At 59.3% G+C, this 13,115-nt stretch carries 15 protein-coding genes and 1 other RNA gene; 9 read left to right on the top strand and 7 right to left on the bottom strand.

What is annotated here, in order from left to right:
- Positions 1-71: 71 nt before the first annotated feature.
- From CKW38_RS12160 to CKW38_RS12145, 4 genes are all read left to right on the top strand, one after another.
- A complete protein-coding gene (locus CKW38_RS12160; protein WP_007911171.1) occupies positions 72-2,033 on the top strand; it encodes an acyltransferase family protein in 1,962 nt (653 codons plus the stop codon).
- A gap of 80 nt (positions 2,034-2,113) precedes the next feature.
- Positions 2,114-3,580, top strand: coding sequence for a 4-hydroxy-3-polyprenylbenzoate decarboxylase (ubiD, locus tag CKW38_RS12155; protein WP_095112846.1), 1,467 nt, complete (start codon positions 2,114-2,116; stop codon positions 3,578-3,580).
- Complete coding sequence (locus CKW38_RS12150) at positions 3,580-4,548, top strand: CDP-6-deoxy-delta-3,4-glucoseen reductase (protein ID WP_016985911.1); 969 nt, start codon at positions 3,580-3,582, stop codon at positions 4,546-4,548. The genes ubiD and CKW38_RS12150 overlap by 1 nt, the downstream gene beginning before the upstream one ends.
- Positions 4,549-4,770: 222 nt before the next feature.
- Positions 4,771-5,439 (top strand): gamma-glutamylcyclotransferase, encoded by a 669-nt coding sequence (locus CKW38_RS12145; RefSeq protein WP_095112845.1) that lies wholly within the window; start codon positions 4,771-4,773, stop codon positions 5,437-5,439.
- Here CKW38_RS12145 and glpT read toward each other — a convergent pair.
- Positions 5,415-6,764 carry a glycerol-3-phosphate transporter gene (gene glpT / locus CKW38_RS12140; RefSeq protein WP_007911178.1) on the bottom strand — a complete coding sequence of 450 codons (1,350 nt, stop codon included), beginning with the start codon at positions 6,762-6,764 and terminating at the stop codon, positions 5,415-5,417. The two genes, CKW38_RS12145 and glpT, sit on opposite strands and share 25 nt — an antisense overlap.
- 224 nt (positions 6,765-6,988) lie before the next feature.
- Here glpT and CKW38_RS12135 point away from each other — a divergent pair, with 224 nt between their 5' ends.
- Positions 6,989-7,606 carry a flagellar basal body-associated protein FliL gene (locus CKW38_RS12135; protein ID WP_095112844.1) on the top strand — a complete coding sequence of 206 codons (618 nt, stop codon included), beginning with the start codon at positions 6,989-6,991 and terminating at the stop codon, positions 7,604-7,606.
- 187 nt (positions 7,607-7,793) lie between these two features.
- A complete protein-coding gene (locus CKW38_RS12130) occupies positions 7,794-8,408 on the top strand; it encodes an energy transducer TonB (protein WP_007911182.1) in 615 nt (204 codons plus the stop codon).
- Positions 8,409-8,462: 54 nt separating this feature from the next.
- Here CKW38_RS12130 and CKW38_RS12125 read toward each other — a convergent pair whose 3' ends face one another.
- Complete coding sequence (locus CKW38_RS12125; RefSeq protein ID WP_095112843.1) at positions 8,463-9,440, bottom strand: NADPH:quinone oxidoreductase family protein; 978 nt, start codon at positions 9,438-9,440, stop codon at positions 8,463-8,465.
- A gap of 150 nt (positions 9,441-9,590) precedes the next feature.
- Between CKW38_RS12125 and CKW38_RS12120 the strand changes: the two genes are divergently transcribed.
- Complete coding sequence (locus CKW38_RS12120) at positions 9,591-9,998, top strand: flagellar basal body-associated protein FliL (RefSeq protein ID WP_027610485.1); 408 nt, start codon at positions 9,591-9,593, stop codon at positions 9,996-9,998.
- 139 nt (positions 9,999-10,137) lie between these two features.
- On the opposite strand, the gene CKW38_RS12115 is transcribed toward CKW38_RS12120, so the two are convergent.
- Positions 10,138-10,590: an EVE domain-containing protein gene (locus CKW38_RS12115; RefSeq protein WP_095112842.1), complete on the bottom strand. Its 453-nt coding sequence runs from the start codon at positions 10,588-10,590 to the stop codon at positions 10,138-10,140.
- A gap of 198 nt (positions 10,591-10,788) precedes the next feature.
- Between CKW38_RS12115 and CKW38_RS30180 the strand changes: the two genes are divergently transcribed.
- A complete protein-coding gene (locus CKW38_RS30180; RefSeq protein ID WP_007911192.1) occupies positions 10,789-10,944 on the top strand; it encodes a hypothetical protein in 156 nt (51 codons plus the stop codon).
- A gap of 36 nt (positions 10,945-10,980) precedes the next feature.
- On the opposite strand, the gene CKW38_RS12105 is transcribed toward CKW38_RS30180, so the two are convergent.
- From CKW38_RS12105 to CKW38_RS12090, 4 genes are all read right to left on the bottom strand, one after another.
- Entirely contained in the window at positions 10,981-11,586 is a 606-nt protein-coding gene (locus CKW38_RS12105) for a 5-formyltetrahydrofolate cyclo-ligase (protein ID WP_095112863.1), read from the bottom strand.
- 81 nt (positions 11,587-11,667) lie between these two features.
- Positions 11,668-11,846: non-coding RNA, 6S RNA (gene ssrS / locus CKW38_RS12100), on the bottom strand.
- A gap of 30 nt (positions 11,847-11,876) precedes the next feature.
- Positions 11,877-12,194 carry a cell division protein ZapA gene (locus CKW38_RS12095; protein WP_007911195.1) on the bottom strand — a complete coding sequence of 106 codons (318 nt, stop codon included), beginning with the start codon at positions 12,192-12,194 and terminating at the stop codon, positions 11,877-11,879.
- Positions 12,191-12,400 carry a TIGR02449 family protein gene (locus tag CKW38_RS12090; protein ID WP_007911197.1) on the bottom strand — a complete coding sequence of 70 codons (210 nt, stop codon included), beginning with the start codon at positions 12,398-12,400 and terminating at the stop codon, positions 12,191-12,193. Before CKW38_RS12090 ends, CKW38_RS12095 begins: the two co-directional genes overlap by 4 nt.
- A 130-nt stretch (positions 12,401-12,530) precedes the next feature.
- Here CKW38_RS12090 and CKW38_RS12085 point away from each other — a divergent pair, with 130 nt between their 5' ends.
- Entirely contained in the window at positions 12,531-13,091 is a 561-nt protein-coding gene (locus tag CKW38_RS12085) for a YecA family protein (protein WP_007911199.1), read from the top strand.
- The last annotated feature ends 24 nt before the right edge of the window (positions 13,092-13,115 follow it).

Raw genomic sequence — 13,115 nt, 5'->3', positions numbered from 1 at the left:
ATTGAAGTTTGCGCGGCTGATAACTTCGCGCCTTCAAGGGATTTTGTATCCAGAACAGGTAAGGTTTTTTCATGCACACGTTTGGCAATCGCCGTGATATCGACGGATTACGGGCACTGGCGGTTATTCCCGTCGTACTGTTTCATTTCGGATTCACTACATTCAGCGGCGGTTTTGTCGGCGTTGATGTGTTCTTCGTCATTTCCGGCTTCCTGATCACCTCGATCCTGTTCCGCGAAATCAGCGCCCAGCGTTTCAGTTTTCTCGACTTCTGGGGCCGTCGCGCCCGGCGCATCCTGCCGGCATTGACCGTCGTGGTTATCGTGACGCTGGCTTTAGGCTGGCTGTTGCTGACAGCCAAAGACCTGGCTGAACTCGGGCGGACGATTCGTTACCAGTCGCTGTTCATTTCCAACATTCTGTTCATGCGTGAAGACGGCTACTTTGCGCCGGCGTCGGAACTCAAGCCGTTGCTGCATACCTGGTCGCTGGCGGTGGAAGAGCAGTACTACATCTTCTTCCCGTTGATGATGGTCTTGCTGATGCGCTACGTCCGTCATTGGCGCTGGATGCTGTTTGCCGTGCTGCTGGTGTCGTTCGGCTTGAACATCATCTATATCGAACGCCGGCCGGAGTTTGCCTTTTTCGCCCTGCCGACCCGCGCCTGGGAATTGCTCTGCGGTGCGATGTTGGCGGTAATGCCCGTGCCCAAGCATGTTGCGCGGCCATGGCTGCGGCAGTCCGTTGGCCTGGCCGGGCTGGCGGCGGTGCTGGTGGCGGTGTTTACCTTCGACAAAACCACAGTGTTCCCGGGTTGGGCGGCGCTGTTGCCGGTATTGGGCACGACGGCGTTGATCTGGTCGGGCGCCCAGGGGGAGACATGGGCTGGCCGGTTATTGAGTGTCCGGGCTCTGGTCTGGATCGGCTTGCTGTCCTACTCGTTTTACCTGTGGCATTGGCCGGTCTATGTGTATGCCAACGCGATTTCCATCGATGGTATCCAGCCGCTCGAAGCCATCGGCTGGATCGCCCTGGCGTTGGTGTTGGCGTGGCTGAGCCTGCGCTATATCGAACTGCCCTTCCGTGAAAAGCGCGTGTTTGCCAGCCGTAACTCGGTGTTGGTCGGTGGCTTGGTGTCGATTACCGTGCTGGCGATTACCGGCTCGGTAATCCGCTCGGCAGATGGTATTCCGCAGCGCCTGAGCGGCAAGGCGCTGGAATATGCGCAATCACGCGAATGGAACGCAGGGCAGTCGAAGTGCATGCACTTGAGCACCGACAAGGCGCTGACCAAGTCCTGTCTGGTGGGCGGTGAGGAAAATATTGCGGCGACAAAAATGTTCTGGGGCGACAGTCACGCCGCAGCGTTGTTGCCCGCCATCGAAGGCAATGCCAGTCGCATGGTGCAGCCAGTGTGGTTGTACAGCCTGACGGGTTGCCCGCCGATCATCGATGACAGCCTGCGCCCGCAGTGCAAGGACTTCAACCAGCGCAACATGGACCGCGTCACGAGTCTGGGGATCAAGGACGTGGTGCTGGCGGCGAATTGGAGCCTGTACGTATATGGTCGCGAAGACGGCGATGGGGATCGGCAATTCCTGCTTGATCGCAAGGACAACCCGCGTCAGTCAGAGCAGCGTATGGCCAACGCCATCAAGGCGCGTGTGGCCGAGTTGCGCGAAGCCGGCGTGCAAGTCTGGCTGTTCAAGGAAGTGCCGCTGCAGCACAAGAGCTATATCGACCGCCTGACCAGCCTGGCCCGGATCGGCCGTTCAGCAGAAGGCCTTGGTCGTCCGCTCAGTGAGCATCTGGCACGCCAGCAGTTTTTCACTGACCTGTTCGGCTCGATGAGCGCCGCCGATTCCGGTGTGCACGTCATCGATCCGACGCCGCTGATGTGCAAGGAAGGGCTCTGCGCCATCGATGTCGACGGCCACTCGCAGTACAAGGATGCCGACCACCTTTCCGACGTCGGCAGTGCCCGATTGAGCCCGTTGTTTGCACCGATCCTGCTGGGTGCCAGTCAGAATTGAGCGATCACGGGCACTGACGGGCTGCTGTTTGCCCGTCAGAGCAGGTAGGATGTACGCCTATTTTGAGGGTGCCATCGTCAATGAAATTCAAGGATCTTCGGGATTTCGTGCAGCAGCTTGAGCAGCGCGGAGAGTTGAAACGCATCCAGATTCCCGTCTCGCCGGTGCTGGAGATGACCGAGGTGTGCGACCGCACGCTACGGGCCAAGGGCCCGGCGCTGCTGTTCGAGAAACCCACCGGCTACGACATCCCGGTGCTCGGCAACCTGTTCGGCACCCCTGAGCGGGTGGCGATGGGCATGGGCGCCGAGTCGGTCAGCGAGCTGCGCGAAATCGGCAAGCTGCTGGCCTTCCTCAAGGAGCCGGAACCGCCGAAGGGCTTGAAAGACGCGTGGTCGAAACTGCCGATCTTCCGCAAGATCATCTCGATGGCACCGAAAGTCGTCAAAGACGCGGTGTGCCAGGAAGTGGTCATTGAAGGCGACGATGTCGATCTGGCGATGCTGCCGGTGCAGACCTGCTGGCCCGGCGACGTCGGCCCGCTGATCACCTGGGGCCTGACCGTCACCAAAGGCCCGAACAAGGACCGCCAGAACCTCGGTATCTACCGTCAGCAAGTGATCGGCCGCAACAAGGTGATCATGCGCTGGCTCAGCCACCGTGGCGGCGCCCTCGACTTCCGCGAGTGGTGCGAGAAGCATCCGGGTCAGCCGTTCCCGGTGTCGGTGGCCCTTGGCGCGGATCCGGCGACCATTCTCGGCGCCGTGACGCCGGTGCCGGACAGTCTTTCCGAATACGCTTTCGCAGGGCTCTTGCGCGGTAACCGTACCGAACTGGTCAAGTGCCGTGGCAACGACCTGCAAGTGCCGGCCACCGCCGAAATCATCCTCGAAGGCGTGATCCATCCGGGCGAAATGGCCGATGAAGGCCCGTACGGCGACCACACCGGTTACTACAACGAAGTCGACAGCTTCCCGGTGTTCACCGTCGAGCGCATCACCCACCGGATCAAACCGATCTACCACAGCACCTACACCGGCCGTCCGCCGGATGAGCCGGCAATCCTCGGCGTGGCGCTGAACGAAGTGTTCGTGCCGATCCTGCAAAAGCAGTTCCCGGAGATCACCGACTTCTACCTGCCGCCCGAAGGCTGCTCTTACCGCATTGCCATCGTGACCATGAAGAAGTCGTATCCGGGGCATGCCAAGCGCGTGATGCTCGGTGTCTGGTCGTTTTTGCGACAGTTCATGTACACCAAGTTCGTTATCGTCACCGACGACGATATCAATGCCCGCGACTGGAACGACGTGATCTGGGCCATCACCACGCGCATGGATCCCAAGCGCGACACGGTGATGATCGATAACACGCCGATCGACTACCTCGATTTCGCCTCGCCGATCTCCGGCCTGGGCTCGAAAATGGGCCTCGATGCCACCCACAAGTGGCCGGGCGAAACCACTCGCGAGTGGGGCCGCGTGATCGTCAAGGACGACGCCGTCACCCAACGGATCGATGCCATCTGGAATCAGTTAGGAATAGATTGATGCGTGTAACCTTGCAGCCCTCCGGAGCAGTGCTTGAGATACAGCCCGGCGAGCGGATTCTCGATGGTGCGCGGCGCCTGGGCTACGAATGCCCGCAAAGCTGCCGCAACGGCAATTGTCATGTGTGTGCGGCGCTGCTGGTTGAAGGCCGCGTTGCGCAGGACGGCAAGGTGCACGACCACGGCGAGTTCTACACTTGCATAGCCGAGCCGCTGGAAGACTGCATCCTGCTGTGGGATGGCGTGCTCGCGCTGGGAGAACTGCCGGTGCGCAGCCTGTCGTGTCAGGTCATCGAATGCCGCGATGTGGGCGGCGACACTTGGCGCGTGCGTCTGCGTGCGCCGGCGGGCAAGCCACCGCGTTATCACGCCGGGCAATACTTGATGATCGAGCGCGAGAACGGCGAGAAGTCGGCGTTCTCCATGGCCTCGGCACCGCATGGCGGGCGTGATCTGGAAATCCACGTGCTGGCGCGCGAAGCCAGTGCACTGAGCCTGATCGAACAGCTGCAACGCAACGCCATGGTGCGTGTCGAGCTGCCGTTTGGCGATACGCATCTGGCCGAGCTGCCCGACGGGCCGTTGGTGCTGGTCGCCGCCGGCACCGGCATGGGCCAGATTCATGCGCTGATCGAGCATTGCCGCGCCAACGGCTTCAAACACCCGGTGCATCTGTACTGGGGCGTGCGCCGCCCAGAAGATTTTTATGAGATCGAACATTGGGACGAATGGCTGAAGTTGCCTAACCTGTTCCTGCACAAAGTCGTCAGTGATCAATGCGGCTGGGAAGGGCGCTGCGGCATGCTGCACGAGGCAGTCTGTGAAGACTTCCCTGACCTGAAACCGCTGCACGTCTACGCCAGCGGCTCGCCGGCCATGGTCTACGGCACCCTCGACGCCTTGGTCGAAGCCGGGATGGATGCCCATCAAATGCGTGCCGATGTGTTCGCTTACGCCCCGCGCTCTTGAGCCGCGCTCTTGAGCCTCGTGCTGAATCCGTTATAACTCCCTATATAGCCGATCGGTATTTATGTAATTGCATAAATACCGCTAGGTTATATATCAATCAGGCAATCAATTAAGAACTGTGCCATGGCACTCAAATTGCCTTAAAACATATGTGCCTTATTGTTACAGCGGTGCGTTCTATTAAGTAATTCTTCACCCGCGGGGAGCTGAACGCTATTCGCCATGAGCGCCATTGAAAACGCTTTTCTGAATTTGAATTACCCTCCGCGGCTCGATCTTGGGCCGCAGCTGACGCACGAACAACTTCTCGCTTCCATGCAATCGACCATGGCGCGCCACAAGGGCGGGCCGGTGTGGCTGTTCGCCTATGGTTCGCTGATCTGGCGGCCGGAGTGTTCGGCGGTGGAGCGGGTGCGCGGACGTGTGCATGGCTACCATCGCGGCCTGTACCTGTGGTCGCACGAGCACCGCGGTACGCCGGAAATGCCTGGTCTGGTGTTTGGTCTGGATCGTGGCGGTTCGTGCAGTGGCTTTGCCTACCGCTTGCCGGAAGACAATCTCGATACCGCACTCTATGCGCTGTGGAAACGCGAGATGCCGGTGCCGTCCTATCGGCCACACTGGCTCAACTGCCGTCTTGAAGATGGCAGTCAGGTTCAGGCCTTGGGATTTGTGTTGGAGCGACACCTGCCCAGCTATGCCGGCAACTTGCCGGATCACGTGCTGAGCCAGGTGTTCGAAAGCGCCAGCGGGCGTTACGGCACTACTCGCGATTATGTCGAGCAGACCGCGCACGCCCTGCGCAGCCACGCCATGCCAGATCGCAATCTGGAGGCGCGGCTCAAGCGCTGTCAGTCACAGGTCGATCAAGCGACTGCTTCACGGCTCTGACTGGCGACTTGCTTGTGCCACAGCGTCGGGGCCAGGAAGGCCATCGACAGCAGGCAAGCGCCCACCAGCAGGACAAAACCACCGTCCCAGCCGAAATGGTCCACGGTGTAGCCCATCGCCGCACTGGCCGCGACCGAGCCACCCAGATAACCGAACAGGCCAGTGAAACCCGCAGCGGTGCCAGCGGCTTTCTTCGGTGCCAGCTCCAGCGCTTGCAGGCCGATCAGCATCACCGGGCCGTAGATCAGGAAGCCGATCGAGAACAGCGCGATCATGTCGACGGTCGGGTTGCCGGCCGGGTTCAGCCAATAGACCAGCGTTGCCACGGTCACCAGTGCCATGAACACCATGCCGGTCAAGCCACGGTTGCCACGGAAGATCTTGTCCGACATCCAGCCGCACAGCAGCGTGCCCGGGATACCCGCCCATTCGTAGAAGAAATAGGCCCACGAGGTTTTATCCACGGTGAAACCCTTGGCTTCCTTCAGGTACGTCGGTGCCCAGTCCAGTACGCCGTAGCGCAGTAGATAGACGAAGACGTTGGCCATGGCGATGTACCAGAGCATTTTGTTGCGCAGCACGTATTTGACGAAGATCTCTTTCGCGCTGAATTCGTCTTCGTGGCTGGCGTCGTAGCCTTCCGGGTAATCGTTCTTGTACTTCTCGATCGGCGGCAGGCCAACCGATTGCGGGGTGTCACGCATGGTGATGAACGCGAACACCGCGACGCCCAGCGCTACCGCTGCCGGTACGTAGAACGCTGCATGCCAGTCGTTGAACAAGCCCATGCCGAGCAGGAACAGCGGGCCGATCAGGCCGCCGCCGACGTTATGCGCCACGTTCCATACGGACACCACGCCGCCACGCTCCTTCTGCGACCACCAGTGCACCATGGTCCGGCCACTTGGCGGCCAGCCCATGCCCTGGGCCCAGCCGTTGATGAACAGCAGAATGAACATCATGGTCACGCTGGACGTTGCCCAAGGCGCGAAACCGAAAATGAACATTACCCCGGCCGAGACCAGCAGGCCGAACGGCAGGAAGTAGCGCGGGTTGGAGCGGTCGGACACCAGGCCCATGAGGAACTTCGACAAACCATAAGCGATGGCAATCGCCGACATGGCCAGACCCAGATCGCCACGGCTGTAGCCTTCGTCGATCAGGTACGGCATGGCCAGGGAAAAGTTTTTGCGCAGCAGGTAGTAACCCGCGTAGCCAAAGAAAATACCGGCGAAGATCTGCCAGCGCAGGCGTCGGTAGGTGCTGTCTATTTTTTCTTCAGGCAATGGAGCCTGATGTGCGGCAGGACGAAAGAAAGCAAACATTCAAGAGCTCCAGATTTCTTGTTTTGACTGCGGATGCGAATGTTACAGTTTCGTTACCGAAAATAGCACCGGTTCGCATCGAGCAAATAGCGGAAAATGTTGGAAGTCGCATGTTCTTTTACGAACCTGTCGCTCAGCTGTAAGAACAGGGCGTTTTTGTCGCGCTCGGGAAGTTGTGACTTAGACTCGCGATCTACAGATCGACTGATATCTCGAGATAAGCGATGACCCCGAAAGTTCGCAGGCTATTGCCCAGACTGTTGATGGTCGCAGCGGTGACTGTTTCAGTGTTGGCACTGAGCTTCGCCCAAGGTTCTGCAGCACCAGGCCTGCGCAATGTCACCGTATTGATCATCCGCCATGCAGAAAAGCCTGATGTCGGCCGAGAACTCAATGCCCGGGGCGAACAGCGCGCCGCGGCTTACGCGGACTATTTCACCTCGTTGCAGTTGGACGACCAGACACTCACACCCCAACGTCTGATCGCTACCGCCGACAGCCCGGAAAGCATCCGCCCGCGACAGACGCTGATTGCACTGTCCCAGCGCCTGCAACTGCCGATCGAGCAGCCCTACGCCAATAACGACGTTGACAAACTGGTCAGCTCGCTGCGCAAGAATAATCAGGCGAAAACCGTGCTGATCGCCTGGCACCACAGCCACATCAACAAACTGATTGCGGCGTTCGGCGGAGACGGCCCGGCACTGATCGGTCAGCCGAAATGGCCGGTGGATGTTTATGACTGGCTGATTGTTTTGCGTTTCGATGACAAGGGGCAGTTGATCAAGTCGCGTAGCGAGAAGGTTCAGGAACATCTGATGCCAGGCGATATTGCAGGCTGAAACGGTATAGGGTCCGTCAGAAAAGTTACCTTTGAGCATTCGCGTGGTGCGCTCGCCCGATTTACCGTCGTGTCTTGGGAAACGTCCTGCGTCCAAAGCAGAAGTTGCGCCATTCAGTTAAACGTCATAGCTCCGTAACCTTTGTGCTGTTGCCGGGATCGGCATTCGGGTGCTCAGGGGGCGGATCATGCGGTGGATTGTGGCGTTGCTTTTGTTGCTGGTCGGCGGTGTCGTGCAAGCGGCAGGAGCGCTGTTGATTCCCGAAGACAACCCCCGACCAATTTATCCACTGGCATTGTCCAGGGCCGGGATTACGGGAGAGGTTAAGGCTCGTTTCATCGTCAGGGCGGATGGCTCGGTCAGCGAAATCAGCATTCTGAAAAGCGACCACCCCGATCTGGCTGAAGCGGTCAGAGTTGCGCTGGTGCAGTGGCGTTTCAAGCCTTGGGCTGTAGAGGAGGACAAACCCGAAAAGCAGGAAGTCGTCGCGCCGATAGTCTTTCGGCTCGATCTGGATCAATCCATTCACGTCAACCAGCAACTGAAAGCCTTGCGATGCCGTGCAGTTAACGACAACCTCGCCAACATTGCAGAGTACTCATGGATCGATTCGACGGTGTTCGCACAAACCCGCGCCTATCTATCGAACGTCTTCCATAAAACTCAGCTACCGGAGGCACAGCGTCTGGCGATGATTGCCAGGATGAATCGGCAGGTTGAAAAGATCGTCAGGGCTTGTCGAGAGAGCCCTGCGCGCAAATTCATGAGCCTGTTGCCGGCGGATATTCGTGAGTTGCTTTGATAGCAAAGGCCAGTACAACCGAACCGGACATTCTGGCCTTTATCGAAAGGTCACTCAGCGAACCTGCACCACAACCTTGCCTACAGCCTTGCGCTGGCCAAGGTCATTGATCGCCTGTGCGGCATTGCTCAGCGGATAGACCTGCGACACCAGCGGTTTCAACTTGCCCTCGGCAAACCAATCGAACAATTGCTGGAAGTTCGCCGCATTGTCTTGCGGCTGGCGCTGGGCGAAGGAGCCCCAGAACACGCCGAGTACCGCCGCGCCTTTGAGCAGGGCGAGATTGACTGGCAACTCCGGAATGCGCCCGCTGGCGAAGCCGACCACCAGCAGGCGGCCATTCCAGGCGATGGCGCGGATGGCCTGGTCGAACAGGTCGCCGCCGACCGGGTCGTAAATCACATCGGCGCCCTGGCCGTCGGTGAGGCGTTTGATTTCGTCCTTGAGGCTGGTTTCGCTGTAGTTGATCAGCTCATCGGCGCCTGCCGCTTTGGCCACCGCAAGTTTTTCTGCACTGCTGGCGGCGGCGATGACCCGCGCGCCCATGGCTTTGCCGATTTCCACAGCCGCCAGGCCGACACCGCCGGAAGCGCCGAGCACCAGCAGGGTTTCGCCCGGTTGCAGGTTGGCGCGTTGCTTGAGCGCATGCATCGAGGTGCCGTAGGTCATGCTGAAGGCGGCAGCGATATTGAAGTCCATCGACGGCGGGATCGGCAGCACGTTATAGCCTGGCACCGCGACCTGTTCGGCGAAGCTGCCCCAACCGGTCAGCGCCATGACCCGGTCACCAACCTTGAGGTGGCTGACCTTTTCCCCGACTTCGCGGACCACGCCTGCGGCTTCTCCGCCCGGTGAGAACGGGAAGGGCGGCTTGAACTGGTATTTGCCCTCGATGATCAGCGTGTCCGGGAAGTTGACCCCGGCGGCGTGCACGTCCAGCAGGATTTCGTTCTTCTTCAGGGCGGGACTGGCGACGTCTTCCAGCACCAGCGATTCGGCAGGGCCGAAGGCTTTGCACAGCACGGCTTTCATCAGGGCTATTCCTTTGGGAGTGATGGCCGATAAGTGTAGGTGTGTCAGTCAACGGGTCAACGAGCATGCCCGGCCCTGATAGTCAGCCATAAGCTTGTGCTTGCGCGGCGGGTCGTTATGCTAGGCCGCAAACCGGATAAGGAGCGAATTGTGAAAGCGTGGATCATGTTGTTGCTGGCCCTGTCTCTGCCTGTGGCAGCGCTGGCCGAAGAAGCCAAAGAAGGCGAGGCGCCGAAGGTCAACTACATCACCCTGAGCCCGCCATTTGTGGGCAACTACGGGCTGGACGGCACGCCGAAGCTCAAGGTCTACAAGGCCGATGTGGCATTGCGCGTGACTGGTGAAGAAGCGACCAAACTGGTCAAGGCCAACGAGCCGCTGATCCGTAATCAACTGGTGGCGTTGTTTACGCAGCAGACCACCGAGGCGATGGGCAGCATCGAAGGTAAAGAGAAGCTGCGTCAGGAAGCGCTGAAACAGACCCAGCAAGTGATGAATGACGAGACCGGCAAGCCGGTGGTTGAAGATCTGTTGTTCAACAACCTGATCATTCAATAAATCTTCTGTTGTCCGGGCCGGCCTCATCGCTGGCAGCCAGCTCCCACAAGGTTCTGCGGCGATCACAATATTGTGTTCCATCGCAAATCCTGTGGGAGCTGGCTTGCCAGCGATTGCATTATGGCAGGCGCCAAATAAATCAGGGTTTGAGGGTGATCACCGCCGCCCACTGCTCTGGCGTCACCGGCATCACCGACAACCGCGAACCCTTCTGCACCAACGGCATCTCGGCCAACGCGGTCTGCTGCTTCAAATAATCCAGCTTCAACACCCGCGCAAACGTCTCGACGTGTTCAACGTCAATCGCGCTCCAGGCATTTTTCTCCGCTGTAGCCTTCGGGTCGAAGTAATGACTTTCCGGCTCCAGTGCGGTGGGATCCGGGTACGCCGCTGCGATTATTTTGCCGATTCCGGCAATTCCCGGCTCCGGGCAACTGGAATGGTAAAAAAAGAACTCATCGCCCACCGCCATCGCACGCAGGAAGTTGCGCGCCTGATAGTTGCGAACCCCGTCCCAGCGCGCTTTGCCGAGTTTTTCCAGACCTTTGATCGAGAGTTCGTCGGGCTCGGACTTCATCAGCCAATAGGCCATGGTTTTGTGCTCCTGAAACGGTCATTGGGCAGGTTGTCGGGCAATTTTATGACAAACCGACAGTCGGTTGACGTCAGCGTTTGCGCGCAGGTTCACGTTGTCGCAAAATGCCGGCCTTTAAAGCTTGACGCTGCTGCACGGCCTGCAAACGGAAACCGCTGCTGTCATCGTGATGATGTGCCTTGAGGGGGGCAATCGATGAAACGCAAACCGGATTTACTATGGACTTTGGTAATTTTGTTCGGCCTGGGCGTCGTGACCACCGGTTACGCGCAGAGCCTGTGGGCCAATAAGGCCGATGCGCCGATCGAAGTCGCGCAACAGGTTCAACAGTCGACAGCCTTCAAGCGCTGAAACGGCTTTTTCGACGCCGCTGATCTGCGCGGCGTCCTATCCTGCGAAATACCACGCCTTGTCGCTGACTGTGCCCTGTAACGGTACATCCCAACTCGCCTGCGCCAACCTCTCGACCTTCTGACATTCATGGGCCAGCCCCAGCAACGTCGGCTTGCGCCAGCTTTTGCGTCGAGCCAGATACCCCAGACTGCGATCATAGAAACCGCCGCCCATGCCCAGGCGCCCGCCGACATCGTCAAACCCTACCAACGGCAACAACACCAGATCCAGCGCCCAGACTTTGCGTTGCTGCGCCAGATTGGCGCGCGGCTCGAGAATGCGGAAGCGATTGGGTTTGAGTTTTTCCCCGGGACGAATGCGCTGGAAAACCATCTTGGTCCGCGGCCAGGCGCTGAGCACCGGCAGGTAGGTCGCTTTGCCCCGACGCTGCGCTTCACGCAGCAGCAGGCGCGGATCGATTTCACCGTCGGTGGGCAAATACAAAGAGATGTGTCTGGCCCGGCGAAAGTGCGGATCTTGCGCCAATTGCCGGTACAGGCCCTTGGCAGCCTGGCGTTGTTCGCTCTTGCTCAGCGCACGGCGCGCCTTGCGCAGCAGGCGGCGGAGTTGCGGGCGGGGCAGCAGCGCGGGTTCGGTCATGGTTCGGCTTCGGCAGGATGGGTGCAAAAACGTACGCATAAAAAATCCGATGTCGGTTTTCACCGACATCGGATTCGAATCAGGCTCCCCGGATGAACCGCTGTCAACTTAGCCCTTGAACCCGAAAGTTCAAGGTGGAAGATGCAGTAGACTTTAAGGCTTTCCGTCTAGCGGACATGCACACCAGCCCAACGTGCAACTTCCAGGGTAGTGCGAATCGGCTCAGGGACATCGTCAACTGGCAAGCACCCCAGGGAGTGCCGCGAGTATACCGCAAGCGGCCAGTCGAATCAGCCCTTGGTGGTGGTCTGATCGTCGGCGAGCACCAGATCGACACGATCAAGCAAGTCGCGCACCTGTTCACGGGTCGAACCGCTGGCCTGGATGTCCGGGCGCTCTTCTTTGTGCAAGAGGTCGTGGGTGATGTTCAGCGCGGCCATCACAGCAATGCGATCGGCGCCGATGACTTTGCCGCTGCTGCGGATTTCGCGCATCTTGCCATCCAGGTAGCGCGCGGCGCTGACCAGATTGCTGCGTTCTTCCTGCGGACAGATGATCGAATACTCTTTATCGAGGATCTGCACGGTGACGCTATTGCTTGAACTCATGAGTCTTGCTCCAGGGCCTTGAGGCGCGAAATCATCGATTCGACCTTACGCCGGGCGATTTCGTTTTTTTCAATGAGGTGAGCGCGTTCCTCGCGCCAGGTCTTTTCCTGAGCTAGTAAGAGTGCGTTTTGGCTCTTAAGTTGCTCGACTCGGCCAATCAGCAATTCGAGTCTGGCCATCAGCGCTTGCAGGTCGGTGTCTTCCATTGTGTCCACTGGGTCGGAGTCTGTCTGATGGGGTAGCTGGCGGACAGCCTTTAATAGTCTTGGCGAGTCTGTCGATGTAGGATACAAGGCCTTCATTCTAGACATAGCGCCGTCTGGCGCCTAGCTGCCCATGACCATTGCGAATTCCCCGTACCAAGCCTTTGCCACCCTGCTGACTTCCAGCGGCCACAACGTCTCGCCTGCCGAACTGCACGGCGTGCTGCTCGGACGCAGCTGCGCCGGTGCCGGCTTCGATAACGAAGGCTGGTTGATCGACGCCGCCGAACTGCTCGAAGGCGATATCCAGGACAACGTCCGTAACGCCTTGATCGGCCTGCAAGAGATGGTCAAAGGTGAACTGACCGGCGACGACGTCACTGTCGTCCTGCTGCTGCCGACCGATGATGCGCCACTGGCCGACCGCGCCGCTGCACTGGGCGAATGGTGCCAGGGCTTCCTCAGCGGTTTCGGCCTGAACTGCCGCGACAGCAGCATGCTCAGCACGGAAGCCACCGAAGTGCTGCAGGATCTGGCCGCCATTTCTCAGGTGCAAGACGCCCTCGAAGAATCCGAAGACGGCGAGACCGACTACATGGAAGTCATGGAGTACCTGCGCGTCGCGCCGCTGCTGCTGTTCTCGGAAACCAAGAAAGCCGACGTGCCGCCAGCCGCCAAGCCGTCGCTGCATTAATCGCGTGCCAGGGAAAGCCATCTG

This window comes from Pseudomonas sp. Irchel 3H7 (assembly GCF_900187605.1).
Taxonomy (GTDB): Bacteria; Pseudomonadota; Gammaproteobacteria; order Pseudomonadales; family Pseudomonadaceae; genus Aquipseudomonas.
This window is presented reverse-complemented; position numbering and strand designations above follow the sequence as displayed.